General features: G+C 55.7%; 27 protein-coding genes and 2 pseudogenes (1 of these 29 only partly in view). 18 read left to right on the top strand and 11 right to left on the bottom strand.

The genetic code is table 11. The annotated features are described in order from the left end of the window. The 3 genes from ACYZUC_RS07890 to ACYZUC_RS07900 all read left to right on the top strand — a co-directional run. Positions 1-734 carry the 3' portion of a flavohemoglobin expression-modulating QEGLA motif protein gene (locus ACYZUC_RS07890; protein WP_461994849.1) on the top strand. It extends 544 nt beyond the left edge of the window, so only the last 734 of its 1,278 coding nucleotides appear in the window; its start codon lies off the left edge, out of view; it ends in the stop codon at positions 732-734. Between the two features lie 213 nt (positions 735-947). After that, complete coding sequence (locus ACYZUC_RS07895) at positions 948-1,238, top strand: hypothetical protein (RefSeq protein WP_461994851.1); 291 nt, start codon at positions 948-950, stop codon at positions 1,236-1,238. Positions 1,239-1,426: 188 nt separating this feature from the next. Continuing rightward, on the top strand, positions 1,427-1,588 hold the full coding sequence (locus ACYZUC_RS07900; protein ID WP_008035506.1) for a DUF2986 domain-containing protein: 162 nt from the start codon (positions 1,427-1,429) through the stop codon (positions 1,586-1,588). A 42-nt stretch (positions 1,589-1,630) separates the two neighbouring features. Here ACYZUC_RS07900 and ACYZUC_RS07905 read toward each other — a convergent pair. Then, positions 1,631-4,527 (bottom strand): annotated as a pseudogene (locus tag ACYZUC_RS07905) (sensor domain-containing phosphodiesterase). Between the two features lie 220 nt (positions 4,528-4,747). Between ACYZUC_RS07905 and ACYZUC_RS07910 the strand changes: the two are divergent. Beyond that, positions 4,748-5,260, top strand: coding sequence for a GNAT family N-acetyltransferase (locus ACYZUC_RS07910; RefSeq protein ID WP_461994853.1), 513 nt, complete (start codon positions 4,748-4,750; stop codon positions 5,258-5,260). Positions 5,261-5,650: 390 nt separating this feature from the next. Here the strand turns inward: ACYZUC_RS07910 and ACYZUC_RS07915 are convergent, their stop codons facing one another. Beyond that, positions 5,651-5,992, bottom strand: coding sequence for a hypothetical protein (locus ACYZUC_RS07915; protein ID WP_461994855.1), 342 nt, complete (start codon positions 5,990-5,992; stop codon positions 5,651-5,653). A gap of 209 nt (positions 5,993-6,201) precedes the next feature. On the opposite strand from ACYZUC_RS07915, the gene ACYZUC_RS07920 reads away from it, so the two are divergent. From ACYZUC_RS07920 to ACYZUC_RS07930, 3 genes are all read left to right on the top strand, one after another. Then, positions 6,202-6,438 carry a hypothetical protein gene (locus ACYZUC_RS07920; protein ID WP_461994857.1) on the top strand — a complete coding sequence of 79 codons (237 nt, stop codon included), beginning with the start codon at positions 6,202-6,204 and terminating at the stop codon, positions 6,436-6,438. Positions 6,439-6,592: 154 nt separating this feature from the next. Then, the gene (locus tag ACYZUC_RS07925; RefSeq protein ID WP_461994858.1) at positions 6,593-6,811 is read left to right on the top strand and encodes a DUF4287 domain-containing protein; all 219 of its coding nucleotides are present in this window, start codon (positions 6,593-6,595) and stop codon (positions 6,809-6,811) included. Positions 6,812-6,970: 159 nt separating this feature from the next. Continuing rightward, on the top strand, positions 6,971-7,600 hold the full coding sequence (locus ACYZUC_RS07930; protein ID WP_461994860.1) for a LysE family translocator: 630 nt from the start codon (positions 6,971-6,973) through the stop codon (positions 7,598-7,600). Between the two features lie 88 nt (positions 7,601-7,688). Here ACYZUC_RS07930 and ACYZUC_RS07935 read toward each other — a convergent pair whose 3' ends face one another. Next, positions 7,689-8,072, bottom strand: coding sequence for a MerR family transcriptional regulator (locus ACYZUC_RS07935; protein ID WP_461994862.1), 384 nt, complete (start codon positions 8,070-8,072; stop codon positions 7,689-7,691). A gap of 161 nt (positions 8,073-8,233) precedes the next feature. After that, entirely contained in the window at positions 8,234-8,812 is a 579-nt protein-coding gene (locus ACYZUC_RS07940; protein WP_461994864.1) for an NAD(P)H-dependent oxidoreductase, read from the bottom strand. 180 nt (positions 8,813-8,992) lie between these two features. On the opposite strand from ACYZUC_RS07940, the gene ACYZUC_RS07945 reads away from it, so the two are divergent. Further along, positions 8,993-9,526 carry a P-loop NTPase family protein gene (locus tag ACYZUC_RS07945; RefSeq protein ID WP_461994866.1) on the top strand — a complete coding sequence of 178 codons (534 nt, stop codon included), beginning with the start codon at positions 8,993-8,995 and terminating at the stop codon, positions 9,524-9,526. Between the two features lie 190 nt (positions 9,527-9,716). On the opposite strand, the gene ACYZUC_RS07950 is transcribed toward ACYZUC_RS07945, so the two are convergent. Further along, positions 9,717-10,292 carry a TetR/AcrR family transcriptional regulator gene (locus ACYZUC_RS07950; RefSeq protein ID WP_461994868.1) on the bottom strand — a complete coding sequence of 192 codons (576 nt, stop codon included), beginning with the start codon at positions 10,290-10,292 and terminating at the stop codon, positions 9,717-9,719. A gap of 146 nt (positions 10,293-10,438) precedes the next feature. On the opposite strand from ACYZUC_RS07950, the gene ACYZUC_RS07955 reads away from it, so the two are divergent. The 4 genes from ACYZUC_RS07955 to ACYZUC_RS07970 all read left to right on the top strand — a co-directional run bounded on the left by ACYZUC_RS07955 (position 10,439) and on the right by ACYZUC_RS07970 (position 14,393). Beyond that, a complete protein-coding gene (locus ACYZUC_RS07955; protein ID WP_461996682.1) occupies positions 10,439-11,539 on the top strand; it encodes an alkene reductase in 1,101 nt (366 codons plus the stop codon). 72 nt (positions 11,540-11,611) lie between these two features. Next, the gene (locus ACYZUC_RS07960; RefSeq protein ID WP_461994870.1) at positions 11,612-12,400 is read left to right on the top strand and encodes an SDR family NAD(P)-dependent oxidoreductase; all 789 of its coding nucleotides are present in this window, start codon (positions 11,612-11,614) and stop codon (positions 12,398-12,400) included. A 47-nt stretch (positions 12,401-12,447) separates the two neighbouring features. Next, entirely contained in the window at positions 12,448-13,317 is an 870-nt protein-coding gene (locus ACYZUC_RS07965) for an alpha/beta fold hydrolase (RefSeq protein ID WP_461994872.1), read from the top strand. A gap of 77 nt (positions 13,318-13,394) precedes the next feature. Continuing rightward, positions 13,395-14,393 carry an NADP-dependent oxidoreductase gene (locus ACYZUC_RS07970; protein WP_461994874.1) on the top strand — a complete coding sequence of 333 codons (999 nt, stop codon included), beginning with the start codon at positions 13,395-13,397 and terminating at the stop codon, positions 14,391-14,393. A 325-nt stretch (positions 14,394-14,718) separates the two neighbouring features. On the opposite strand, the gene ACYZUC_RS07975 is transcribed toward ACYZUC_RS07970, so the two are convergent. Beyond that, a complete protein-coding gene (locus tag ACYZUC_RS07975; protein WP_461994876.1) occupies positions 14,719-15,315 on the bottom strand; it encodes a DJ-1/PfpI family protein in 597 nt (198 codons plus the stop codon). Positions 15,316-15,605: 290 nt separating this feature from the next. Here ACYZUC_RS07975 and ACYZUC_RS07980 point away from each other — a divergent pair, with 290 nt between their 5' ends. After that, on the top strand, positions 15,606-16,007 hold the full coding sequence (locus tag ACYZUC_RS07980) for a hypothetical protein (RefSeq protein ID WP_461994878.1): 402 nt from the start codon (positions 15,606-15,608) through the stop codon (positions 16,005-16,007). 176 nt (positions 16,008-16,183) lie between these two features. Here ACYZUC_RS07980 and ACYZUC_RS07985 read toward each other — a convergent pair whose 3' ends face one another. Beyond that, positions 16,184-17,038 carry a LysR substrate-binding domain-containing protein gene (locus tag ACYZUC_RS07985; RefSeq protein WP_461994880.1) on the bottom strand — a complete coding sequence of 285 codons (855 nt, stop codon included), beginning with the start codon at positions 17,036-17,038 and terminating at the stop codon, positions 16,184-16,186. Positions 17,039-17,134: 96 nt separating this feature from the next. Between ACYZUC_RS07985 and ACYZUC_RS07990 the strand changes: the two genes are divergently transcribed. After that, positions 17,135-17,776 carry an FMN-dependent NADH-azoreductase gene (locus ACYZUC_RS07990; protein WP_461994882.1) on the top strand — a complete coding sequence of 214 codons (642 nt, stop codon included), beginning with the start codon at positions 17,135-17,137 and terminating at the stop codon, positions 17,774-17,776. Positions 17,777-17,894: 118 nt separating this feature from the next. Here the strand turns inward: ACYZUC_RS07990 and ACYZUC_RS07995 are convergent, their stop codons facing one another. From ACYZUC_RS07995 to ACYZUC_RS08010, 4 genes are all read right to left on the bottom strand, one after another. Further along, positions 17,895-18,677 (bottom strand): hypothetical protein, encoded by a 783-nt coding sequence (locus tag ACYZUC_RS07995; protein WP_461994884.1) that lies wholly within the window; start codon positions 18,675-18,677, stop codon positions 17,895-17,897. A gap of 301 nt (positions 18,678-18,978) precedes the next feature. Continuing rightward, positions 18,979-19,602 (bottom strand): glutathione S-transferase family protein, encoded by a 624-nt coding sequence (locus ACYZUC_RS08000; RefSeq protein WP_461994885.1) that lies wholly within the window; start codon positions 19,600-19,602, stop codon positions 18,979-18,981. A gap of 89 nt (positions 19,603-19,691) precedes the next feature. Next, complete coding sequence (locus ACYZUC_RS08005) at positions 19,692-20,573, bottom strand: NmrA family NAD(P)-binding protein (protein ID WP_461994887.1); 882 nt, start codon at positions 20,571-20,573, stop codon at positions 19,692-19,694. Positions 20,574-20,686: 113 nt separating this feature from the next. Beyond that, the gene (locus tag ACYZUC_RS08010; RefSeq protein ID WP_461994889.1) at positions 20,687-21,328 is read right to left on the bottom strand and encodes an HD domain-containing protein; all 642 of its coding nucleotides are present in this window, start codon (positions 21,326-21,328) and stop codon (positions 20,687-20,689) included. Between the two features lie 118 nt (positions 21,329-21,446). Between ACYZUC_RS08010 and ACYZUC_RS08015 the strand changes: the two genes are divergently transcribed. The 4 genes and pseudogenes from ACYZUC_RS08015 (at position 21,447) to ACYZUC_RS08030 (ending at position 24,804) form a co-directional block, all read left to right on the top strand. Next, entirely contained in the window at positions 21,447-22,487 is a 1,041-nt protein-coding gene (locus ACYZUC_RS08015; RefSeq protein WP_461994891.1) for a GlxA family transcriptional regulator, read from the top strand. Between the two features lie 112 nt (positions 22,488-22,599). Then, positions 22,600-22,808: pseudogene (locus ACYZUC_RS08020) on the top strand (P-loop NTPase family protein); the annotation flags it as partial. 27 nt (positions 22,809-22,835) lie between these two features. Beyond that, entirely contained in the window at positions 22,836-23,135 is a 300-nt protein-coding gene (locus ACYZUC_RS08025; RefSeq protein ID WP_461996683.1) for a MafI family immunity protein, read from the top strand. Positions 23,136-23,439: 304 nt separating this feature from the next. Next, positions 23,440-24,804, top strand: a complete 1,365-nt coding sequence (locus tag ACYZUC_RS08030; protein WP_461994893.1) for a hypothetical protein — start codon at positions 23,440-23,442, stop codon at positions 24,802-24,804. Positions 24,805-25,254: the final 450 nt, after the last annotated feature.

The raw sequence follows: 25,254 nt of genomic DNA on the forward strand, positions 1-25,254 counted from the left end.
TGGCTGCCAAGGCCATCGCCGGGGCAAGCCGCATACGCCTGCGTACCGGTGCCCTGTTCTCTGAGCTGGACAAGAATCAGTTATTGCAGCATGAGGCGTTCGTGCATGTTGCTACCGCACAAAATGGCGCGCTCCAGCCCAACCTCAAAAGTCTGGGTTTGGGGGCTCCACGCACGACCCAAACTCAGGAAGGCATTGCCACCCTGGCAGAACTGTTCACTGGCAGCATGGACATCAACCGCCTGCGCCGCCTGGCCCTGCGCGTGCTTGCGGTCCAGCAGGCGCTGGACGGTGCCGATTTCATACAGGTATTCGAGGGGTTTCTCGCCGCAGGCCAGTCACAAGAGGAGTCCTTCCGCTCAACCCAGCGGGTCTTCCGTGGCGCCGACCTGCGTGGAGGCTCGGCGTTTACCAAGGATGCCGCCTACCTGACAGGTTTGCTGGGCGTCCATACCCTATTGCGCATCGCGATCCGCGACAATCGACCGGAACTGGTGGGGCATTTGTTTGCCGGACGCCTCAGTCTGGCCGATACCGTACGCCTGGCTCCTCTATTTGAATCTGGCTGGCTCCAGGGCCCCATCCATCTACCGGCCTGGGCCTGCGATTTACGTCTACTCGCCGCCAACCTGGCCTTCTCCGCTTTTATTGCCCAGATAAAATTGGATGTGCTCGATCTGGAGGTGCTCATGGCATTTGCAGACGAACACGAAAACGATGCCAGCGCCCTGTGATCATGGGCACCTGCCAATTGACTCGATTGAGTTTCACGGAAATATCCTGACCGCGGCGCAGCAATCGGCCAGAAGCGGCCGGTGGTCGTTGCATTTCGCCAGTCGCCGGCGTGTGGCTAAGCTTAATTAATCGGGGTGATTTGAAACCTGAGAGATAGCGGCCATCAGCGGATCTGGATAGACATCAAAACGGTGCTCCCAAAGGAGACGACTATGTATGCGGTGATAAGAACCTACTTGGGTACTGGAGCAAAGCAGCTTTTCGAGCGTTTGGAAGAGCGCAGAACCGACGTTGAAGCTACCTTGCGGACAGTACCAGGCCTCGTAAGCTACACGCTGCTGAATACGGGTGATGGTGGTACGTCGGTGACGGTTTGCACGGACAAGGCCGGCAGCGATGCGAGCTTGAAAGTCGCAAGCGAGTGGATCAAGAAAAATGCATCAAATATCCACGCGTCCCCGCCGATCGTAACGGAAGGTCCGGTCATCGTGCAGATCAAATAACGCGCCCTTGCGATTGACCTCGCGACACCGCCGCTGTCGCAGGTTTTGTATGCCTGCTTCGCGCAAATGTGATCGTCCGCAAACCATCAGATTGGGTTTGATTGCGGTGCAAGCCCCTGTCTCACCCCTAGGCTTCGTGCGCAAACCTCTGCCATCATTCAAGCATTCACAATGCCGAGTAGTAATACATGAATCGTCAGAAAAAAATAAAGCAGCTATTAAAGGCACACGCCAAGAAGGCCAGCGCCAAATTGGCACCGCAAAACAAGTCTAAATACATCAGTAAAGCTGACCGATTGAAACTGGCAGCTGAATCCGCTCAAGATTCAATCACGCCCTCTGAGGGCTGATCCATTTATCTCAAGCACCACCGAAATGCACAAATCGACCCCCTAACGACTCATCAACGAACTCGCCAACAACGCCTCTAACCCCATCGGCTTCGCAAAATAATAACCCTGAGCCTGCCCTGCGCCCATTTCGCGTAGCAAGACCAGCGTCGCTTCATCCTCGACACCTTCGGCCACAACGCTGAGGTCCAGCGATTCGGCCATCCGCACAATCGCCCGGACGATCGCGCGACTGCGAGGGCTGGCGGTCAGTTCGAGGATGAACGATTTGTCGATCTTCAAGCCGCTGAAGCGGTACTGATGCACGTAGCTCAGGGATGAAAACCCGGCACCGAAGTCATCGAGCACCACCGACATGCCGTTGTCGGCCAATTGCTGCATGGTCAGTCGGGCAATCGCCGGCTCCGCCACCAGTGCACCTTCGGTCAACTCCAGGCAGATCCGCGAGGGCTCGACCCCGTATCGCGCCAACAGTGCAAGCACATCATTGGCGAAGTCCGGGCGCGTCATGCTGTAGCTGGAGCAATTGACGTGCACCGGAGGCCAGTTGGCGTGTTCGGGTTGTGCAAGGATCGCGGCGATGCTGGTCAGCATGTACAGGTCCAGTCGACCAATCAGGCGCAGACCCTCGACATCCGGCAGAAACTCGCCCGGCGCGATCACCCGGCCGCCCGGCTGATGCCAGCGGATCAGTGCTTCAAGGGCCAACAGTTCGCCGCTTTCGACGCTGACAATCGGCTGGAAATACGGCAACAGTTCGTCGGTACGTTTGAGCGCGTTGCGCAAGGCCCCTTCCCGCTCAACCTGGTCCGAGACCTCACGGCGCACTTCCTGATTGAACACCGCGTAGCTGTCGCGCCCGGCACTCTTGACCCGGTACATCGCCGCATCGGCATCGCGCAGCAAGTCGGCGGGTTCCTGATGGAACTGACTGTCGGCGCTGACAATTCCGATACTGCAGGACGAAAACACTTCATAGCCATTGATCAAGAACGGCAGGTCAAACGCCACCAGAATCCGTTCGGCGATATCGATCACCACGTCCAGCGGCGCCTCCGGAGCCAGCACGGAAAACTCATCGCCCCCCAGGCGCGCAAGCATGTCGCTGTCGCGCAGACAACCACGCAAACGGTGGGCGGCCTGCATCAACAGCAAGTCGCCAAAATGGTGGCCGAGGCTGTCGTTAACCATCTTGAAACGGTCGAGGTCGATGAACATCACCGCCAGGTGCCCGCCTTCGCTGCCGAACTGCGACCAAGCCAGATTGAGGCGCTGTTGCAGGTAGGTACGATTCGGTAGCCCGGTCAGCGCATCGTGGGAGTTTTCGTGTTGCAACTTGGCATTGGCGTGATCGAGCTCGCGGGTGCGGTTCTGAACACGGGCTTCCAGCTTGAGGTTGGCAGCATGGATCGCTTCGGCGGCCGTACGGCGCGACAACGCTGTATCGATGTGCCGGGACACGAACGTCAGCAGTTCCTGGTCGCGCAGGGTATAGCGCACTTGCGAGGTATAGCTTTGCACCGCGAGCACGCCACGCACCACATCGCCATCGAACAATGGAATGCCCAGCCAGGAGTGGGATCGGACATACTCCTCGGCCAGTTCAATTTCGCCGTGCACTGACAATCGCTCAGCCTCGTCGACGTCAATCAGGCAAGGTCGACGCTGACGGATAACGTATTCGGTCAAGCCCCGGCGCCCTCGCCGGGCTACCGGGCAAGTGGTCTGTCGCTCATCGACAAAATACGGAAAGGTCACTTCACTGGTCGCGTCGTCGAACAGCGCAATATAGAAGTTCCGCGCGAACAGCAGATCACCGACGATGCCATGCAAGGTTTCAAACAACTCGGCCATGTCGCCAGGCTGGCTGGAGAGTTCAGCGATCTGGAACAGCGCGCTCTGCAGATGTTCGGCGCGCTCGCGCTCTGCCACTTCCTGCCTCAAGGCGTCATTGAGCGCTGAAAGCTCCAGGGTGCGACGCATCACCGTCGCTTCCAGATCCTCGCGGTGCAGAATCCGGCCAGCGCCATGGCCACGTGGCGGGCCACCACCAGAAACAGCGCGCGGTCCTCGGCGCTGTAGGTACGAGAAACGTCGTAGACCTGCATGGCAAGCATGCCAAACACCTCATCCGAGGCATTTTTCAACGGTGCGCCCATCCAGAATTCGGGACGATCACCCACGCAGTAAAAACGGTCTTCGGCCTGAGCCGCGAGGATGCCGGCGGCGTCGATCAGCAACGGCTGGCCAGTGGTCAATACCTGGCCGGTCAACGAAAGATGCGAAGGGTCAAGGTATTCGTAGTGCGAGGACTCCACGGCATCAACGTCAATGATGTCGACGTAATACGGGTAGTCGATCTTGCCGCTGTGCGGGTCATACAGCGCGAGATAGAAGTTCTCGGCGTCGATCAGGCTCGCCAGCAACTGGTGAACCCCCACCAGGAACACTGAACGGTCACGGGTCGAACTGGCCAGGTAGGTAATTTCATACAGCACACGCTGAGTAATCTGCGCACGGGCCAGGGTATTGGTCTGCACCTGAATGCCCAGGCGCTGGGCAAACCCGGCGAGCGCCGGTTCCGCGGCCTCGGCGACTGGCGCAAGTAGCCAACCCAGTACACTTTCCCCGCTGCCGGTCGGCCAGCGGTGCAAGTGCCGGGCCTGGCAAAAGGTATCGAACTGTTCATTCGCAACACTTGACGGCCACTGCGCCTGTGGGTCGCCCTGCCCGACCAAATGCATCTGTTCACCGGCACGGTAAACGACCCAGGCGGTGGTGTGCGCCCAGTTGCGCGCTGAGTCCAGCAAGTGCTCGATCGTATCCTCGTTACCAGCGCATGCCATGTCGACAGTATCCGAATTCCCTTTAAGCTGAGAGGCGACAACGTCGCAATCGTTCGATTGCCGCGGGAAGTCGGTCAAAGGACGAAAACTCATCAGCGCTCCCTGAGCCAGAAACTGGCGATACTCACTTACTGGTTAATAGCAATGCGCCAGTGAGCTTCCCGTTTATAGAGTTTTTATTCAATAGGTTTTTTCGAATTGTGAGTGGCTTCCTCAACAGGTCATTCTGTATGGGCGCCAACTCGGCCAACGACTGATAAGTGTGCCTCTGCCCCCTTATCCAAATAGATCCATCAGGAAAAGGAGCGTCCCAATGGAGCCCGTCACAATTCGTACCCTGCAAAACACTGATGCTGAGGCGTTGCTGACGTTTGAAAGGGACAATCGCGAGTGGTTCGAGCGCCACATTGACGCGCGCGGTGCCGCTTTTTATACGGTGCAGGGTGTCACCGAGCACATTGCAGCCTATTTATCTGATTATGCCGCCGGCACCTGGCACCCATTTGTCATCGTAGACGCTGACGAAAAAATAGTGGGCCGAGCGAACCTGAAAGACATCGACACGTCCGCCCGGTCGGCAGAAGTCGGCTATCGGATTGCACAAAGTGCTTGCGCAAAAGGACTGGCAACGCGGGCGGTGAGGCATTTGATCGAGCAAGCGCAGTTGCACTGGAAGCTCAATCAACTGGTTGCCAACGTTTACGTCGACAATATCGGCTCGGCAAAAGTACTCGAACGCTGTGGCTTCGTGATTGAACAGACATCTCGGCAACCAGGGGCAAATCAGGAGCGTCGGTTTGGCCTTTCGATTCAGACGAGTGAATGAAGGGTCAATAAAAGTCCCGGAAACGTCTCAAGATTCAGGCCGCGAGGCGAGCTAACGCTCGACCTCGTTGTTTGATGGTGTACGCGTTCCCCTGTAGGAGCCGGCTTGCTGGCGATGGACTCAAGTACCCCGCGTTTAACCAGCTCTTACGCGTTATCGTTAACGACCATCGCCAGCAAGCCGGCTCCTACAGGTTTTGCGCTTACCCCATATCCAGTTCAGCTAAACGACGTCGAATTTGCGGGAGCTAGTATTTCGCCGTTCTTGTTTCTGTCCCCGGGATTTTGTGAAGAACAAAAAAAAGCCCCGCAACCAAATGGGCTGCGGGGTAAAAAATTGGTTGGTTGCGGCCAACCAAAGGAGCTCTGTAGAAAGCGTTACGGGCCGGGGTCAGATGCAATCCTGTGCGGCGCGTTCAAAACTTGAAGGCAGCAGGTTCGAAGCCAGCAAGTGCCGCTCGTAGATGAACACCTTGCCGCCATTCCCCGCCTTGTAGGCTTCCAGCACGTTGTCGGCGGAGACTTTGCTCGGCACCACGATCCGGTAGCTGCGCTGGGTTTGCGAGACGGTCGGGTTCAACGCACTGCCCTGCAATTTCGGTACGACGCAATCGGCGTATTGGGCAGGGGTCTTGCTGGTCTGCAAGGTCAGGGTCGGGTCGTTCGGCGCGGAGGCGCAACCGGCGAGCAACAAAGAGCCAAACGCCATGGCAGGTACAAATAAAAAGCGCATCGGTCTTATCCAGAAAATAAAAGCTTCGGTTCATCAAGCAGCGGGACTGCGTCACGGTGCGTGTTCGATGGAGGTGATTTTCCGCCTATTGCCAACAAAGCAGAACTTGCGTTTCGTAATGGTCACTATTACCTCTAGCAATAGTTGCGCGCCGTGAAGATGGGTACACACTCTGAATCACCACTGAAAAAAATGATGAGGACCTATCCTTGAGAACTTTTGACCTGATCCGCGATGCCGTTTTGCCCGATTTCCGCGACCGGGTGGCCGAATACCTGATCCAGTACGAAACCGTATTGTTGGCCGAACACGCGCCCGACCCGGAACTTGCGCGGGACACCGCCAACCAGTTGCGCGGTTATTTGCGCGGGTTGAACACCACGCGGGTGCTGGGCATGGCGGACTGGGAAGAACTGGATCGGCGGGTGATGAATACGTGGCTTTAGCGCCACACACCTGGACCGGCTGATGGGCCTTCATCGAATGACTTTCTATACTGCTGTCGAATCCGGAAAGACGCAGGATTTACCGTAATCGTAGTCGTGGTTCTCTCTGGGTAACGTCTCCCGATAGTTCTCAAGCAAAAAAGGAGTTTGCGTCATGACTGACGATTCAAAAGTAAAAGGACCAGCGTCGTATTTTCCCTCTATTGAAAAAAAGTATGGGCAGCCAATCACCCACTGGTTGAACCTGCTCAAGACAGTCAACGGCAAGAAGCATATGGAGATGGTGGCCTTGCTCAAAACTGAACACGGCATGGGCCATGGCCATGCCAACGCTTTGGTTGCGTACTTTTTAGCGAGCACTAAAACCGACTGACGATACTGATGTAGCACAGGGCGCTCGATACACCCGCTTGCGGTTCAAGCCAACCGGGCGCCCCACACCTGACTGTTGCTATCAAATCCATCCCCACTGTATCTGCTTCAACCCAATGACAACGGTTAGCCTTGTTTCTCATCCAGGGAAGTTTGCGCTATGCCGGACGCCACCAACCTTTACCTGTTCACAGTCGCCGCCCTGCTGTTGCTAATCGTGCCTGGCCCGAACATGGCCATCGTCACCAGCCATGCCGTTGCCCATGGCTGGCGTGCCGGTTTCGCCGCCGCATTGGGAATAACCCTGGCCGACGTGCTGATGACCGCCATGGTCAGCGCGGGGCTCGGTGCATTGGTGATGAGTTGGGCGCCGGCATTTGATTTGCTGCGGTGGGCCGGGGCTTGCTATCTGATGTGGCTGGCGTGGAAGGCATTGAGTACCCCACCAACGGAGGCTGATGCTCAACCTGCATTGGCATCGCGGCGCAAGATCTTCATCCGGGCGACCCTCAACAGCCTGTTGAATCCCAAGGCGCTGTTGTTCTTCATGGTATTCCTGCCGCAATTCGTCACCCTTGGAACCAGCAGCGTCACTGCGCAACTGATGGTGTTAGGTGTGTTGCTTGCGCTGATCGCTTTGATCTTTCATTCCCTGCTCAGCGTCTGTGCCGGGCAACTACATGGGCGTCTGCGTGGAAGCAAAATCTCCAGCCGCTTGGGTGCTTATGGCTTCGCTGTCGTAATGACGGCGCTGGCGGTACGTTTGCTGGTGCTGAACCGGACAGCCTGAAGCGACCGCATCGAAATCGCTCAATAGACGTCGCTCGTCGAAGCCGCCTTTTACTGGCCACATCCGGGCCGCGATGTAACAAGTTCGCTCAAGCGGTTTTGGCGAGATGTTCAAACTGGCAATGATACTGGGGGTCCTGGAGGCTGGTTTCAAATTCCACCAGCCCCGCATAGACCTTCTGCAACCCTTGAATCTGGGTCATCAGCTCCAGTTTTTTGTCGGTGATCGCCTTATTCGCCAAATCCCAGGGCAGCTCCTGGCCCCGGTGATCCTGGAGGATCGCCTGCATTTCCTTGAGTTTGAAGCCCAATTGCTGAGCGCATTTGATGAACGTCAGCAGTTCAACGCTTTGCTGGCTATAAACCCGATACTTGCCTTCGCGTTGGGGCGGCGGCAGCAAGCCAATGTCTTCATAGTGGCGAATGGTTTTAACTGTCGTGCCCGACAACCGGGCTGCTTTGCCGATATACATGAAAAGTCCTTTTTATCGCACAAGAATGGGCGCGCGCAGTGGTGCGCCGCATCTTTACATAGCTATACGGAGTCGGGAACCCGAGGGTGTCAAATGGCAGAGCACTGGAAAGGATGAAGCTGACATCGCCTGTTGCAAGGCGATGCTGCATACCGTGTGTATCAGTGGCTGGCGATATCCTGGGCTTGCTTGAGCCAGGCTTCCCGCTGGTTGGGTCTGGAACCGAGAAGCGGCCCAAACGTCAGAGTCTTCAACGGTTTGATGCCACAGAACTCCAGCGTGGTCTTGCGCATCTGGTGCAGGCCAGGCATGCGATAAACCCATTTGAAGTACCACGGTGGAGTATCCATCGTAACCAGCAGGTGAGCCGTCCGCCCCTTTAAAAGCTTGTCGGGAAAGGCTTTACCTTCGCGATACTTGAAGGCAAAACCGGGCAAGAGTATCCGGTCGAAAAAGCCTTTCATCAAGGCCGGAATGCCCCCCCACCAAATCGGATAGACAAATGCCAGGTGCTCAGCCCAAGTGATATCGGCCTGGGCCTTGAGCAGATCGGGTTCCAGTTGCTGAGTGTGTTTGTAGCCATCGTGCAACACCGGATCGAAGTTCAGTGCATCCAGTCGTAACAAACGCACATCATGCCCGGCACTTCTTGCTGCCTCGACATAACGCTCGGTCAACGCACCACAGAAACTGTCGGTTGAGGGGTGTCCCAGGATCACCAGTACTCGTTTGCTCATCATCACTACATCCTGAAAGTGGAACTTTCAGCATAGGGTGTGCCCGTAACGGGAGAGTCAATGGGCGCGGTAGCAGGAATAGCCAGAATAGTCCCGTGGTGCGGTCAACCCACCCATCAGTCTTTTACTGGCGATCCAGAACCTGCACAATTACCGGCTTTTTTCGCGACAGGAAGTCTCCCCATGCAACGGATTGTCATTCTGGGCAATGCCGGTAGCGGCAAATCTACCCTCGCCCGCGCCCTCGGCAAGCGCCTGAACCTGCCCGTGGTGCACCTCGACACGCTGTTCTGGGAACCCGGCTGGGTCGAACCCGACGCCGAGCAGTTCCGCGCACGGGTCCACAAAGCGCTCACACCCGATGCCTGGATTTGTGAAGGCAACTATGCGCGGCGAACCTTCGACCTTCGCCTGCCCCGCACCGACCTGATCATCTGGCTCGACACTTCGCGGCTCACCTGTTTCACCCGGGTGATCAGGCGCAGCGTCATGAACCGCCCTCGCCCTGACCTTGCGGCCGGCTGTACAGAGAAGCTCGACCGGGCGTTCCTGACGTTTCTGAACTTCGTGTGGAATTTTGATCGTGGCTACCGTCCAGGAATCGAGGCGGTGCGCATGACCATCGGCCCACACATTCCTGTGGTGCACTTGCGCGGTTCCCGGCAGATTGGCGCCTTTCTCGATAGCTTGGCTGCAACGCCTGAAATCTGCCTTTAATAGAGGGTTCTTTTCGCTATCCCGGTAGTTGATCCGCGTACGCCCGGCAGGGGTTACAAGAGAAAACCTACGGCGACGAACGACTGGCTGCACAGCCAATAGCGGACGTTCGTACGTGTCATCCAACGACGAAATGAGAGCGAGTCAGCACGCTTTGTGCGACATCCACCTATCCCCTTTACGACTGAATCTACGATTGAATAGATAATGATGCGGTCATTTGCGCGTGACACACCGCCAGAATTTCATCGGCCAACGCCGAGTCGTCAGGACAGGCGCGCGATAACATGATCGCACCGACCGCGCGCGCCAGCAGGTCGATCATTTTCACCCTCGCCTCACCCGGTGCCGCATCCGGCCCGGTCGGGTATTTTTTGCTGAACGTTTGCAACGTGCGCTCGATGCCTTCAGCGAATGCCGACTTCAAATCGCCCGACTGACGCGCCGCGTCACCGCACAACGCCGCCATGGTGCAACCCGTGGCGCGCCCGTCGCGATGATCCCTGGACACATACACATCGATGAAATCCTTCACGCTCAACGCTTCGGCGCCGACCAGTGACTGCGCAAGACTGTTGGCCGAGGCTTCGGCCATCAGGTCAGCCTTCGAACCGAAATGTTTGTAGAAACCGCCATGGGTGAAACCGGCGGCGCCCATCAGGTCGGCCACGCCGACACCGTCAAAACCGCGCTCGCGAAACACGACTGAGGCCGTTTCGACGATGTGCTCCCGATTCGCCAGAGCCTGGGCCTTGGACACTCGCATGTTCGATACCTCTCTACCGCTGAAATTCATCGGCCAATGATACATAGATGCCGATCATAATCAAAATCGTTGACAGCTTAGATTTCGATCATCATCCTAATCGCAAGCGATATGACCATTTACCAACAGGCACGGAACAAACACCCATGAGCGACCTGAATCTGTTTACCCCCTACACGCTTGGCGCCCTGACGCTGTCGAACCGCGCGGTTCTCGCTCCACTGACGCGCAATCGCGCAGGCAAAGGCTTTGTGCCGAGTGAGTTTGCTGCTGCCTATTACAGCCAGCGGGCCAGCGCGGGCTTGCTCATTTCCGAAGCCTCGCAGATCTCGCAGCAGGGACAGGGCTATCAGGATACCCCGGGCATTTACACGCAGCCGCAGATAGAGGGATGGCGCAAGGTGACCGATGCCGTGCACGCCAAGGGCGGGAGAATTTTCCTGCAGCTGTGGCATGTGGGCCGTGTTTCCCACGTGGATCTGCAACAACAAGGCGCGGCGCCGGTAGCCCCTTCCGCGCTTCGTCCCGCGACCAAGGTGTTCGTCAACAATCGCTTCGAGGACGTTTCCGAGCCGCGAGCGCTGGAGGCTGACGAACTGCCGGGCATCGTCAACGACTTCCGCCAAGCGGCGGCAAACGCCATTGCGGCAGGCTTCGACGGCGTGGAGATCCACGGTGCAAACGGCTATTTGCTGGATCAGTTCATCAAGGACGGCGCCAACCTGCGTACTGATGCCTACGGCGGCTCGATCGCAAACCGTGCGCGGCTGCTGTTGGAAGTGACGGCCGCGGTGACCGCCGAGATTGGTGCTGATCGCACGGGCATTCGCCTTTCGCCTGTCTCGCCGGCCAATGGTGTATCGAGCAGCGATCCACAGGCTCAGTTCGATTACATCGTCGACCAACTCAATGCTCTGGACATCGTTTATCTGCACGTCGTCGAAGGCGCGACCGGTGGGCCACGCGACGTGGCGCCCTTTGATTTCGACGCCTTGCGCCAGCGCTTCAAGAACACTTACATCGCCAACAACGGCTATGACCTGGACCTGGCCACGGCACGCCTTACGCATGACAAGGCCGACCTGATCGCCTTTGGCCGCCCTTTTATCGGCAACCCTGATCTGGTGGAGCGACTCAAGACCGGTGCGCCGTTGTCCGCCTTCGACCCCTCCACGCTCTACGGCGGCGGTGCGGCGGGATACATCGACTACCCGACGCTTGCCGAATCAAGCGTTGCCGCGAACTAGGCATTGGCTCATCGAGCCTGGTTTTATTCGTGCATCAATCCCAATCCATGTTCCTGACAAAGAGCTGACATCATGACTACTCGCCCTACCGTTCTCATCACTGGCGCTTCCACTGGCATCGGCGCGGTTTACGCCGAGCGTTTCGCCCAACGCGGGCATGATCTGGTGTTGGTCGCCCGCGACCACTCGCGCCTGGAAACGCTCGCCACAAAGTTGCGTGGCGCACACAACGTCGCCGTTGAAGTGCTTCAGGCGGACCTGACTCAACTCAGCGACCTGCACACCGTCGAAGCGCGCCTGCGGGATGACGCGCGTATCGGCATCCTCGTCAACAATGCCGGCGCCGCGCAGTCCGGCAACTTCATCGAGCAAAGCACCGACAGCGTTGCGCAACTGGTGGCCCTCAACACCACCGCGCTGGTGCGGCTCGCCAGCGCCATCGCGCCACGCCTGGCCAAAGCAGGTGAAGGCGCGATCATCAACATCGGTTCGGTGGTGGGTCTGGCGCCTGAGTTCGGCATGTCGGTCTATGGGGCGACCAAGGCGTTTGTGCTATTTCTTTCCCAAGGCCTAAGCCTGGAACTTTCGCCTCTGGGTGTTTATGTGCAAGCCGTACTGCCCGCCGCCACCCGCACGGAGATTTGGGATCGCGCCGGTATCGACATCAACACCTTGAGCGAAATCATGGAAGTGGGTGATCTGGTCGATGCCGCACTGGTTGGCTTCGACCGTCGCGAACCGGTGACCATTCCTCCGTTGCATGAAGGCGAGCGCTGGGATGCCCTGCAAACCGCGCGTCAGGGTCTTTTGTCGCAGATCAGGCAGTCGGCCGTGGCGCAACGCTATTTGACTCAAGTCTGACCCATGTCGAGCAGCTCGGCCTCGCCCCGCAATCGGACGGACTAAACATGACCCTTATAGCGACAAGCAATCACCCGGGTTCGCAGTCGTCATTTATCAGCGCGGCGAACCAGTCGGTTCTGATTGGCGGGATACCTTTCGCCTATCGTGACCTAGGACCCAGGACGGGTGTACCGCTGGTCATGTTCAACCATTGGGGGGCAGTGTTGGATAACTTTGACCCCAGGATCATCGACAGCCTGGCAAAAAACCGGCGTGTCATCACGACTGATTACCGCGGTATCGGTGGCTCGGGCGGCGCCGCGCCATTGACCGTCGGTGAGATGGCTGACGATGCAATCGGCCTGATTCGTGCGCTGGGTTTTGACAAGGTTGACCTGCTTGGCTTTTCACTCGGCGGCTTCGTCGCTCAAGACATCGCCCTGAAAGCACCCGAACGAGTGCGCAGATTGATCCTCACCGGAACCGGACCGGCCGGTGGCACAGGTATCGACAGCGTCGGTTCGGTGACCTGGCCATTGATGATCAAAGGTTTGCTGACGCTGCGAGACCCCAAGTTCTACCTGTTCTTTACTACCACGGCCAACGGCCAACGTGCCGCGTCCGAGTATTTGCAACGCTTGAAAGAACGCCAGAAAAACCGGGGCAAAGGCCCGACACCCGGCGCATTTTTACGGCAGTTCAAAGCCATTACTGCGTGGGGCAAGCAAGCGCCGCAAGATCTCAGTCGCCTGTCGATGCTGACCCTGATAGCCAACGGGGATAACGACATCATGGTGCCTACCGTGAACTCGATTGATCTGGCAAAGCGAATCCCCAACGCGCAACTCATCATTTACCCGGACGCCGGGCACGGCAGCATTTTCCAGCACCATACCGATTTCGTGGCCAGGGCTTTGGCGTTCCTCGACTCCTGACAGCCTGCACAGCTAATCGCATCAACGTTGTCGGGGCCGCGCCCCATTCTCATTCCACCGACAAGAGCAGCTGCAACATGAAGGCATTTTTTATCGACCGCTACGGCAAGCAGAACGGAATGATTGGCGAAGTGCCCGACCCTGCGGTCGGTGTGCATGACGTTCTGATCCAGGTGCATGCAACGAGCGTGAACCCGTTGGACTCGAAGATCAAAACGGGGGAATTCAAACTGATCCTGCCCTATACATTTCCATTGATATTGGGCAATGACCTGGCCGGAGTGGTCGTTCGCACGGGTTCGGCGGTGAAACGATTCAAGCCAGGAGACGAAGTCTATGCACGTCCTCCCGAGGCACGGATCGGGACGTTTGCTGAACTGATCGCCGTGAACGAAAACGCGCTTGCGCTGAAACCCTCGAATCTCGACATGGCCGAAGCGGCTTCCATCCCCTTAGCCGTCTTGACGGCCTGGCAGGCGCTGGTTGAGACCGCCCAGGTGAAAAAAGGCCAGAAGGTGTTGATTCATGCCGGATCCGGCGGTGTCGGCACACTCGCCATCCAGCTCGCCAAACACCTCGGCGCCTTCGTTGCGACCACCACCAGCACGGCGAATGTCGAATGGGTGAAAGCGCTCGGGGCGGATGTGGTCATCGATTACAAACAGCAGGATTTTGCAAACGAGTTGCGCGATTTCGACGTGGTGTTGAACAGCCTCGGCGCCGATGTACTGGAGAAATCGATCAAGGTTCTCAAGCCTGGCGGACAACTCATTTCCCTTTCGGGGCCGCCGACCGCGCAATTTGCCCAAGAGCAAGGCTTGTCCTGGGTGCTGGGGCAAGTCATGCGTCTGCTGAGCAGCGGTATTCGCAGAAAAGCCCGCAAACATGGGGTGAGCTATGTATTTTTGTTTATGCGTGCCAACGGGATACAACTGCAAAAAATCACCTCGCTTATCGAGGCTGGCGTCATCAAACCGGTCATCGATCGTTCCTTCCCTTTTGAATCGACTGCAGAGGCGTTGCGGTACGTCGAGCAGGGCAGATCAAGGGGCAAAGTCACCGTAACAATCAAATAAACGCACTACGAAAAATGTCAGTAGATAACGTGCATGCCGCCAAGTATCAGACTCCAGCGCCTGAACCAGAGGAGCCACCAGCGCACAACAGGCAGACACAGGAGCAGTTGCAACCGGAAGTCGCACCTGTAGAAAAGCCGATGATCACTTGGCGTAGCTTGATGCTTGAGCAGTAACGAGAAAGGGTTCATGCCACTCTTCAATAGAGGGAGGGTGACTTTCGCTATCCCGGTAGTTAATCCGCGCAGGCCCGGCAGGGGTTATGAGAAAAAACCTACGGCGACGAACGACTGGTTGCTATCGCCATTAGCGACCATTGCTCGTCTTAAAGAAACTGCGAAATATTCGCCATGGCACGTGTTATGTAAATCTCCTTCTCCCCCACTGGGGCAACATAATGAAGTGCACTGCGTGCGGCCTCCACACCTGCAAGACGTGAGATGAACCAAGCGGCAAGATACTGCGACGACAAGCACCCGCCAGCCGTTGCGACATTGCCCTTGGCCACGAACGGTTGATTGAGTACCGCCACACCGGCCTCTTCAACCCATGGTTTGGTGATCAGATCCGTGCAGGCCGGAACGTCGTCCAGCAGGCCCAGTTTTGCAAGTATGAGCGTGCCCGAGCACTGGGCGCCCAGGAGCTGGCGCGCAGGATCAAGCTTCAGGCGAGACATCAGAACGGCATTCGCGACGACATCCCGAGTCATTCTCCCACTGCCCACCAGCACGGCGTCCGCACCGCATGCGTCCTCCAACGACACCTGTGCCTCGATCATCAGGCCGTTCATCGACAGCACCTTGTCTGTGGGGCTGGCGATAGACACTCGCCAACCAGGCTGTTGAACCCGGTTGAGGATGCCGAACGAGATGAGCGAATCAAGTTCGTTGAAGCCTTCAAAGGTAAGGATAGCGATATGCATTTGAGCCTCAGACCAGAGAAATCTTGTGGTCCATCGTAAAACCAAACAACCAATACACTCAAAAAATTGTAATGGATACGCTCAGTACTGATTACGAAGGTGGGCACAGGCAAATCTCAAAGGGGCCGAACACTGAGGTCGTTGGCTATTTAAACAGCGGCGCTCTAGAACTTTTCCTTGTTTACAGGTCTATGTGGACAGGCACATTCGCTCGGTAAGCGCTAACCCGCAGGCTTCCCGCAGCCAGATGGCTACACATCAACATGTCAATTCAGAGGTTGTCTTCGCTCATGAAACTCCATGACCTACGGATGGTGCTCTTCGGCCTGTTCGCGTTCGCGGCAGTGGGCTCGGCATCAGCAACACAGATGAAGACCTCAACCCCTGTTTTCGCAACTGAAGTGGCGGCCGTTCAGGCTCCGGTTCAGGCTGGCGGCAGCCCTTGGCCGACCGTGGCCAGTATGGCCGGCAAGCAGCCAGGGTCGTTGCTTGCCCATGATGACCGATACTGGCATGACGACCGTTGGCATGATCGCAGAGACGATTGGCGCCGAGACGACTGGCGTAGAGAAAAGTGGCGTAGAGAGCAAGCCCGCCGGGAAGAAGCCGAACGCCATCGTTATTGGGAGCGTCACCAGGATCGGGCCATGCGGCACCGCTACGAGGACGATGACCGCTACTATCGTCGCTAGTGCGAACGTCAGGGGATCAATCCGCCAGTAACACTAGGCTGTAGAAATCAGGCTGAAAACCTCGACGAGGTACGAGTCGGGTGTTCGCTCAGTGCTTCCCAAGTGAAGTCTGACCGTCCGCAACCAATGAAGGTTGTCGACCAAGCGCATTCAATATCTGGCCTTTGAAATGACCGTTAAACCCTGCGCGTGGAGCAATACTCCACGATGAGCCGAGTAACCGCCGCCACCATCGCCTGATCCGCGTCAGGCGAAGTAAACAGCCGAAACTCTGCATCCGGCAACTCCGGTAACCCGTGTTCAGCCCCAAGAACCACCAACCCTTGCCCCAACTGACTGAGTGTCATGGGCGCAACCGCGAAGCCTGCAAGCGCCGCCGCCCGCAACCCAGCCGTGCTGCTGCATAACATCGCCGTGCGTTGGGCGATCCCCGCCTGAGCCAGTCGCTTCAACGCAACCTCGCGATAAGGGCACGGCTCGGGGAACAGGGCCAGCGGCAACGGCGTCGGTAACCGGGTGACGGGTTGCGCCGACCAGGCCCACACCAGCGGCTCTTGCCACAGCAATTTCCCCGCTTCGCTGGTTTCGCACAGAGAACCGATGACCAATTCCAGATGCCCTTGCTTCATCTGCGCCAGCAACGTACCGGGAATGCTCACCTGCACATCGATCTCCATCCCTGGGTACTGCGCCGCGAATTCCTGAAAAGCGCGCAGTAGACGAGATTCGACAAAATCCTCGGATACTCCGATCCGCAGCCGCCCGTGAAATGGTGTGCGCGTCAGTTCTGCCCAGGCATCACGGTTCAGCACAAGGATCGTGCGTGCATAAGAGAGCAAGCGCTCGCCATCGGGCGTCAGCTGTTGGGAGCGAGTGGTACGCGTCAACAGCGGCTTACCAATCTGTTCTTCCAATCGCCGCACATGGCCGCTGACCGCAGACTGAGTCAGGTGCAGCTTTTGCGCTGCACGGCTGAAGCCTTCCTCGTCGACCACAGCGACAAATGTTTTGAGTAGCAGCGAATCGAACATAGTTTTCTACGTGATTAATCGACTATTAATTTACGATTTATATTTCAAATATAACTATGTTGCAATGCCTCCCTACCCCACCACTCGAGGCATGCCATGACGACTCTGCTCCATATTGAATGTTCTCCACGCAAGCAACGCTCGGCGTCCCTTGAAGTCGCCCGCAGCTTTATTGCGCGTTATCGAGAAAACACTCCGGACACCGAGATCGTCACGCTCGACCTCTGGAACATGGCGCTGCCGGAATTCGATGAGCTGGCAATGGAAGCCAAATACGCAGGACTCAACGGCACTGCCTTGACCCCGGCGCAACAGGAGGCCTGGAACACCTTGAAGGATCTGGCTGCGCACCTGCATCGCGCGGATGTACTCGTGATGTCCGTGCCACTTTGGAATTTCAGCATCCCGTACAAGCTCAAGCACTTCATCGACCTGGTATCGCAGAAAGACATCCTGTTCAGCTTCGATCCGGAACGCGGTCTGGAAGGCATGCTGCACAACAAAATCGCCGTGGTGGCGTACGCCCGCGGCCTGGATTTTTCAGCGCAGTCGATCACGCCGGCGGAACGCTTCGACTTCCAGAAGCCCTACGTGGAAGCCTGGCTGCAATTCATCGGCGTGACCGATGTGCATTCGGTGATTGTGGAGAAGACCATCCTGGGGGAAGACGTTGATTTCTGTGCTCGTGAGGCTGCGACTGAGCAGGCCAGGAAAGTGGCAGATGATATTTGTCGCTGACGGGTATTTATGAGGTACGGGGGCCGATCAAGCATGATAGCCAGAGGTAGTTTTCGGTCAGGAGCAGACATGCATCAAAGGACTGTTTTCGGCCACTAGCGGGCGAGTAGGTTGATTTTCATCTGGCATGCTCACTGCTATCAGGTTTTGTTGTTTTGTCAGAGTTGCCCGAAGTGGTATCGGTATCGGCTGTTTTGCATTCAAGCCATAGTCCTGACGTACCCATGAACTTCAGGTTGTACACGCACCGGTCAGACTCCAGGGTCAGCCAAGGCAACGTGTGTATGTAAGCCATGTTATAGGGGAGAATGTTGAGGCTTTTATAAACAGGAATTGAAAGTATTTGGGATTTCTTGCTTGCGCCAATATTTAGTCGCTCGCAGGTTTTTTGATCTCGGGGCATATGATCCCGCATTTTCTTGGGCAAGGAGCGGGCATAGAAATCCGGGTCACAGCGTACGGCCTGAGCAATCCACTCAGTGCGATTAACTACGATGACTATGGCGCTTAACGCGGCACCGATTAGACAAAAGGTTAAGTACCCTACCTTCGTCCAATCAAGAGTGTTGCCCGGCGACGGCTTGAAAACACTTTTAGCGTAAGGCCCCACCTTGCTGACCAGGTAGCCGGTTAATACAAGGCCCAAGGCATTGCTGATAGGCAAATACAGTGCGCCGTCCACCGGATCGAATGGAACTGCCAGCACTGCAGCGATACATCCACCTATAAGTCCAATAAACAGCAGAAAGCATCGTTTTCGCCCCTCGTTTTCTGTAGGACTGGAACCGAGCACAAAACAAAACACTATCGCGAGCATCAGGCAGATTAAAAACGCAAGATCTGTAACGGCTGCGGTAAAGCTAGGTGCGATGGGAGTAAAAATTCCTATCAGAGGTTCCATTGTGATGTGCTCCAGTGAGCTAACCAGCTAGTTACTGCAATCAAGCTCTCGACTTTCAAAGGGTACGAGAAACGTCATCCCGGACTACTGACCACTAAGGAAGTTTGGGAGAGACAGGATTCAAATTAGACTGAATTTTCACAACCGTCAGTGAGCATGTGTTGCCGAATCAGGGAGATTGCTGTCGGAGTGTGGTAGTGGGCGGTAAAACAGATCAGGATCGTGAACAGAGCCAGTACTTCCTGGACGAGGGAACAAGTCTCCGAGCGACAAGGCAGATCTATCGGCCTTTTTTGCCGGTTCACCGCAGATTGAATGCCTGAAATCCGCTAACCACGCTGGGTCGAACACCTACCCTTTCATACCAGCGGCGAAGCTTGGGCAAACGCCCCCACGGGATGTTTGCTTCCACTGACGACATGATGCTGTAGGCCGCGATATCCGCGATGGAGAAACAGCTTCCCGCCATATAAGCGTCAGCACTAACGAACTGTTCAGCCAACTCAATTGACGAAAGCATGCGCTCGACCAGCCGCGCAGAGCCGTCGTGCAGACCCTGGCCGCGAAGGAAGAACGCCGAATGGCCCGGTGCGATGACATCGGTCAAAAAGAAGAAGAATCGCTCATACACCGTAGCTCTGTGGCCAGCGGCACTGGGCAAGAGCCGTTCTGGAGCCTTTTCGGCAGCGTAGAAAATGATCGCGTTCGACTGAGTGAGCACGAAGGGAGGCTTATCGCCCTTTCGTTCGACCAATACCGGGACTTTTCCGGCCGGATTCAGGGACCGATGATCCGCCCCGGTTTGCTGGCCTTTTGAAAGATCCACCAGTCGAACCGTGTACGCCAGCCCCGCTTCTTCGAGGGCGATGGCTGCCCGGATGCAATTGCCTGTGGGCGCACCGTGTAATTCCAGTAGGGCGTTCATGACGTATTTCTTCCTCCTTGCGGGCTCAGTTCAGTCATCCGCCAAAGCGCGCCGACTGTCACACAAGCCAGGGCCGACGCTGCGAGTCGTCACGCATAGACGTCCCGGTTTTTTTCGATGAAAGCCTGCACAGACAACGCGGGCGTGCCAGTGACCTTCTCCACTACGTCGTTCACACCCGCGAAGATGCCTTCCCGGTAGTTCTGAGCGACTTCGACCAGGTGTTGTACCAAGGCTGGCGGAAACTGGTATTCCTGCTCCATCTTGAGCTGGAACGCCTCGATCGAGGTCGGCGCGTACTGGATTTCCACACCCAGCACCTCGCTCATGGCAGCCGCGATCTCGGTGTGGTTCATTTCGACCGGGCCATGGAGGCTGTAAATCTTCCCCTCGTGCCCCGCTGGGTTGGCCAGGATGTGGGCGATCACCCGTCCTTGGTCGTCAGTTGCGATGGGCGCGTGGCGGCCATTCTCGAAGGGGAACTCGATTTTTTTCCTGGCCCAGATCTCTTTGGCGAAGTGAGGGTAGACGAGCCAGTCCGCGAAGAATGTGGGGCGCAGATGCGTTGTTGGTACGCCCGACCAGTCGAAAACGCGCTCGGAGATCCAGTGATCCTGTGCCAAATGACTCTTGGACTCGCGCCGCGCGGAGATCTGCGACATGTTCACGATGGCCTGTACCCCGGCCTCCTTCGCTGCCTGGGCAAAATAGGCTGCACCGTCAATGATTCCCGGTGCCAGCGGATAAAGGAAATAGGCCGAACGGATGCCCTCTATCGCCGCACGGATAGCATCGATATCGGTGAAATCACCAATGGCAAATTCAACGCCGCGCTCGCGCAGAGCCGCAGCCCTCTCATCGTCCGTGCGCACGTAAGCTCGCACGCGCTTGCCCATCTTGAGCAACTCATCGATGGCAGCCCCACCCGTACGCCCGGTTGCGCCGCTGACCAGAATTTCTGCTTCGTTCATGACGGTGTTCCTCTCAAGTAATTAGAGCTTACGCTCCTGATGTCCAGTGACTTCCGCGACCGCTCGACGGGCCGAAGAGCCTGGTAACCGCAAACACTGCGCAGTGCTGCCTCTCAGCTATCGAAGGGGGCGTTTTCGATCAGGTCGCACACGTTCGGGCAATCGAATCCATGTATGTGGCGACGTCCAACGTCCCCCAGCCCGGTACCAATGGCTGTGTGCGGTTTTTTCCTGGCAACTTCGGCCACCGCTTGAGTAAACGCGGCCTTCATGCCGACGCGGGGATAGAGCGCGAGCGTGTCGTCAATCAGTGACGGCGTGATTTCTTCTATGAACAGGCCCATGACATCGACATGAGCGCCCATGTAGATCAGGGCGATTTCCGGCTGCTTGCGGTCCGCAATGCCGGCGCTGGAGTGAAGAGCGATCGCATCCCAGACGAGCTCCGCTTTCGCTTGCGGGTAACCGTTCGATAGCAGGAATCGGCTGGCCGCGTCGGCGCCATCGACTTCAAAGCGTTGCTCGGCGCAGAACTCGCTGGTGAGGCCCAGGTCATGCAACAGCGCAGCGAGGTAAACGGTTTCCCGGTCGTATTTCAGCCCACGCTGCTTACCGAGGAAATCGGCGAACCACCAAGTGCGATGCACGTGATTCAGGAGCGCCCTGGAGTGGACCCGATCAACGAGCGAAGCCGCCTTGCGGGTGAGTTCGGAATCCGGGGCGATGATGCCGCCGACAGTAACCGGTGTGTTCATTTTGCTTCCCGTGGGTGAGGTTGACCTCGCTCCAATCTAATGATTCTGAGTTGTCCAAATTGACTATTTTCCGTTGATTCGTGCCAAAATAATTTTCGGTCACTCGTGGAGCGCAACGGTGAAAAAACAAACGCACACCCGCCATTTGCTCCCCGGGCAAACGCAAAAACGAGTGGTAATTCTGGGGTTGCCCCCGGTAGATGCGCTCGATGTGATCGGCCCTGCGGAGGTCTTTGCCTTCGCCAATAACCTGCACGACGGCGCCCCCCTTCCCTACAAGATTGACTTGGTTTCATCGGGCAACGATGTGCACCTGGAAAGCAGCACAGGCATTAACCTCACGGCGCATAAAACCCTTGAGCAAGAGCGTCGTGGGAACACGCCAATTGATACGTTGATTGTCGCTGCGGGCCGCCAGTCAGTGGGCCGCCTGCACGAGGAGGCTATCGAGTGGATACGGACGCGTTCCGGAAACGTGCGGCGCGTGTGCTCGATCTGTGTCGCAGCGTTTGCCCTGGCTGAGACCGGGCTTCTGAATGGTCGCCGGGCAACCACCCATTGGCAGATGGCGCGCGAGTTGGCGGAGCGCTATCCGCAGATTCAGGTCGACGCGAACCCTATCTGGGTGAAAGACGGCAACGTGTATACATCGGCAGGAATATCAGCGGGAATCGATCTCGCGCTCGCGCTGGTCAGCGAAGACTTGGGGGATCACGTCGCGATGGAGATTGCGAAAAATATGGTCCTGTTCCTGCGGCGTCCCGGTGGACAAGCGCAGTTCAGCGTCACGCTTCAATCGCAGCGTGCGCCGGGTTCAAGTCTGGATGAACTGTGCCTCTGGATCAGTGAGCATCTGCACACAGACCTTACGGTCGAGAGACTGGCAGACCAGATGTCGACCAGTGTCAGGACGTTGATACGGACGTTTCAACGGGATTTGAAGACCACGCCGGCGAAGTACGTTGAAGACATTCGCCTCGAAGCAGCCTGTCGGGCCTTTGAGCTGGGTGGACGTTCAATGGAGGAAATTGCACGTCGATGCGGTTACAACAGCGTCGATGTGTTGCGCAAAGCATTTGTAAGACGCCTGGGTATCAGCCCCAAGGAATATGCGTTGCGCTTTGCGCCGGACAGCCAACTGGCTCAGACATATCGCTAGTTGCAGGAAATCCAGCATTCAGTCCCGTGATGCGGTCGTCCCACCCATCTGCCTTTAACTGGCCATCCTGAACCTGCACAATTGTCGGCTTTTTTCGCGACAGGAAGTCCTCATGCAATGGATTGTCATTCTGGGCAATGCCGGTAGCGGCGAATCTACCCGCGCCCTCGGCAAGCGTCTGAGCCTGCCCGTGGTGCAACTCGACACGCTGTTCTGGGAGCCCGGCTGCGGGTTGAACCTGACGCTGAACAGTTCCGCGCACGGGTCCGCAAAGCGATCGCAACGGATGCCTGGAATTGTGAAGGCAACTATGCGCGGCGGGTCACCGTAATCGAAGGAGTGTTTGTCATGCACCATTTTAACAACGACTTGAGGGCCGATTTCGTAGAGGCACTTGAGGAAATCTCGACGCTGATGTCCATAGCATACGAGCGACTCGGCCCTGTACCGGAGGACCATGCATTAGCCCAGGCAGGATTAGAGAATGGGAGTGAGATTGTTCTGGATTATGTAGATCACAACGAGGCTGGAGTAGCGTTCGAACACCTGCTTTACATGATTAAAGAACCAACGCTCGTTGTTTCTGAGAAATGCATAACAGTTTTAGCTCGGATCGCAAAGACCTTGGAGATGCCATTCACGGGGTAACGAGGATTAACCCACCTATGGGCTGCTTTGGGTTGTTTTTTGCCCTTTCTGACAGACCGCTGTCGCCCCATAGCTGCCCGTCGCACTGGGAAGCAATCTGCCGGAGCCGGTCATCTTGGGCAACTACATCGAGACGGTTTGCATCATGAACCGCGATTGGCAAATCACTACCCTATGAAGGCATAATGCTGGCGCTCTTGGATCGGTCATGGGTAACCCATATTTTTGTTTGACTTAGAAATGGTTCGCCAAAATTAGAGAGTGGTCTCTATTTCCCAGCAACTAGTTTTATATGGAGGTGTGTATGGCGCATTTAACAGACATGGAAGAATTGGTATCTTCCATAAAAAACGAAGATATTAGGGACTACATGAGCGAGTCACTAGCTTGCTACATGGCGGGAGCTTATCGAGCCTCGGTAGTTCTTACGTTCATAGCATTGTTCGACGATATTATAGATAAGCTTGGAGAGCTTGGAAGGGTCAATAAAAAAGCTAAAACTATATTTGATACAGCCTCGCAAAAACGTGCAGATCAAGATGTTTTTGAAACATATTTGATTGATCAGCTTAAGTCTAACCTGCTATTTTCAACTCTTGATGCTGAATTCCTTGAAATGCTTCGTAAGCTGAGGAATAAGGCTGCGCACCCGTCGGGTCATCATGCTTCCGCAGAGGAGGCTCGTTTTGTTTATCACGAGGCAGTATCTCGGTTCTTATCCCGCCCTATACTATCTACCACCCAGCTTGCGGATGAGATATTAGCCTCATTAAGTAACGCAAATATGTTTCCATCAACAAACATTGATATTATTACCAAAGTTGTCAAAAAAGAGTTGGAAAATATTCATTTTGAGGTTTATCCGTACTTAATCTCAAAGGTGTTAGACAAAACGCAAGAGGCCGATACTGAAACATCGAAAAATTCACGATTCTTCCTCACTGGCATGGCTCGAACGGGAGATCCTACAGCGATTTCGGCACTAAAAAAATACGTCATCGAAAAGAAAATTTCTAACAAAGCATATAAAAATGCGATTTTTTCGTTGCTATGCTCTAATGGAAAGCTATTTTCGGATTTGGACGAAGTAACTTATCATAGAGTATCAGTTTTGGTAGCAGAACAAATTGCCGCTGTAGAGCTTACTGTTGAACATACCCGATTCTCTCACCCAGCAACACTTTTCATTTCTCTACTCACTGAAAATGCCCATGCTTTTGTTATCGAAAAACTTGGCGGCGAATTTGATGCATTTCTTGAAAAGTTCACTTATAGCGCTTATTTCTGCGGCCACGCATACAAATTTGAAACCGCAAAAGCCTTACTACTAACTAAATTTTTTAATAGAGCGGGCTCAAGCGACTTCCATACAGCTAATAGTTTTACAAGAAATGTATCCGATATTGAAAAATCAATGGGCGATTCATTTTCACCTATCGAAGCATTTAAGTTAATCATCAATATAATCCAGGCTGCGAATTGGGGAGCGTTCGCAGCAGTGGACATGCGCAATGCGTCTTTCGGCACAATTCCAAAATTCAAAAAACTTGCCAATGATTTTTTAGATGAAAAACCTGGGGAGGCCAAAGCAATTGCAGCTGCGTTATTTCACGTGAAAGAGGACAATTTAGAAGTATACTTCGACTATTTTAAACAGCCTCAGGATTAACGCACGTTTGTTTTAGGCTTGCTAATTCGTGCACCGGCTAGGAGGTATGCGCGTCATGACAGGTACTAGTCGGCCAGAGGCAGTCATTCGATCTCTATAAATCAGGGCGGTTTACTCGGAGCGCACGGAAGTACCATTCAATCTCTAACGCCTACCACAACGATAGGCGCTAAGCAGCCACGATCAGCCTATTAATAAGCCGAATCGTCGGCGAATCTTGCATTGAGGCGGGAAGCTGATCATCGTAGTTTCCGTTTGCAAAAGCGGTGGTTTAGTTTTGTAACGGGCTCTTAAAAAATTCGATAATCGCCTCTACCCCCTCATCCCCACAATCGGTGCCTGTCTTTGAACTCAAATAATAGAAAAGCCCCTCCAGCAACGTTGTATAGATATCGTCCACTGGGCGATATCGAGCTAGTGAAACGAGAGCTCGAAGCAATCTGTGGTAGC

This window comes from Pseudomonas sp. GT1P32, from assembly GCF_054897805.1.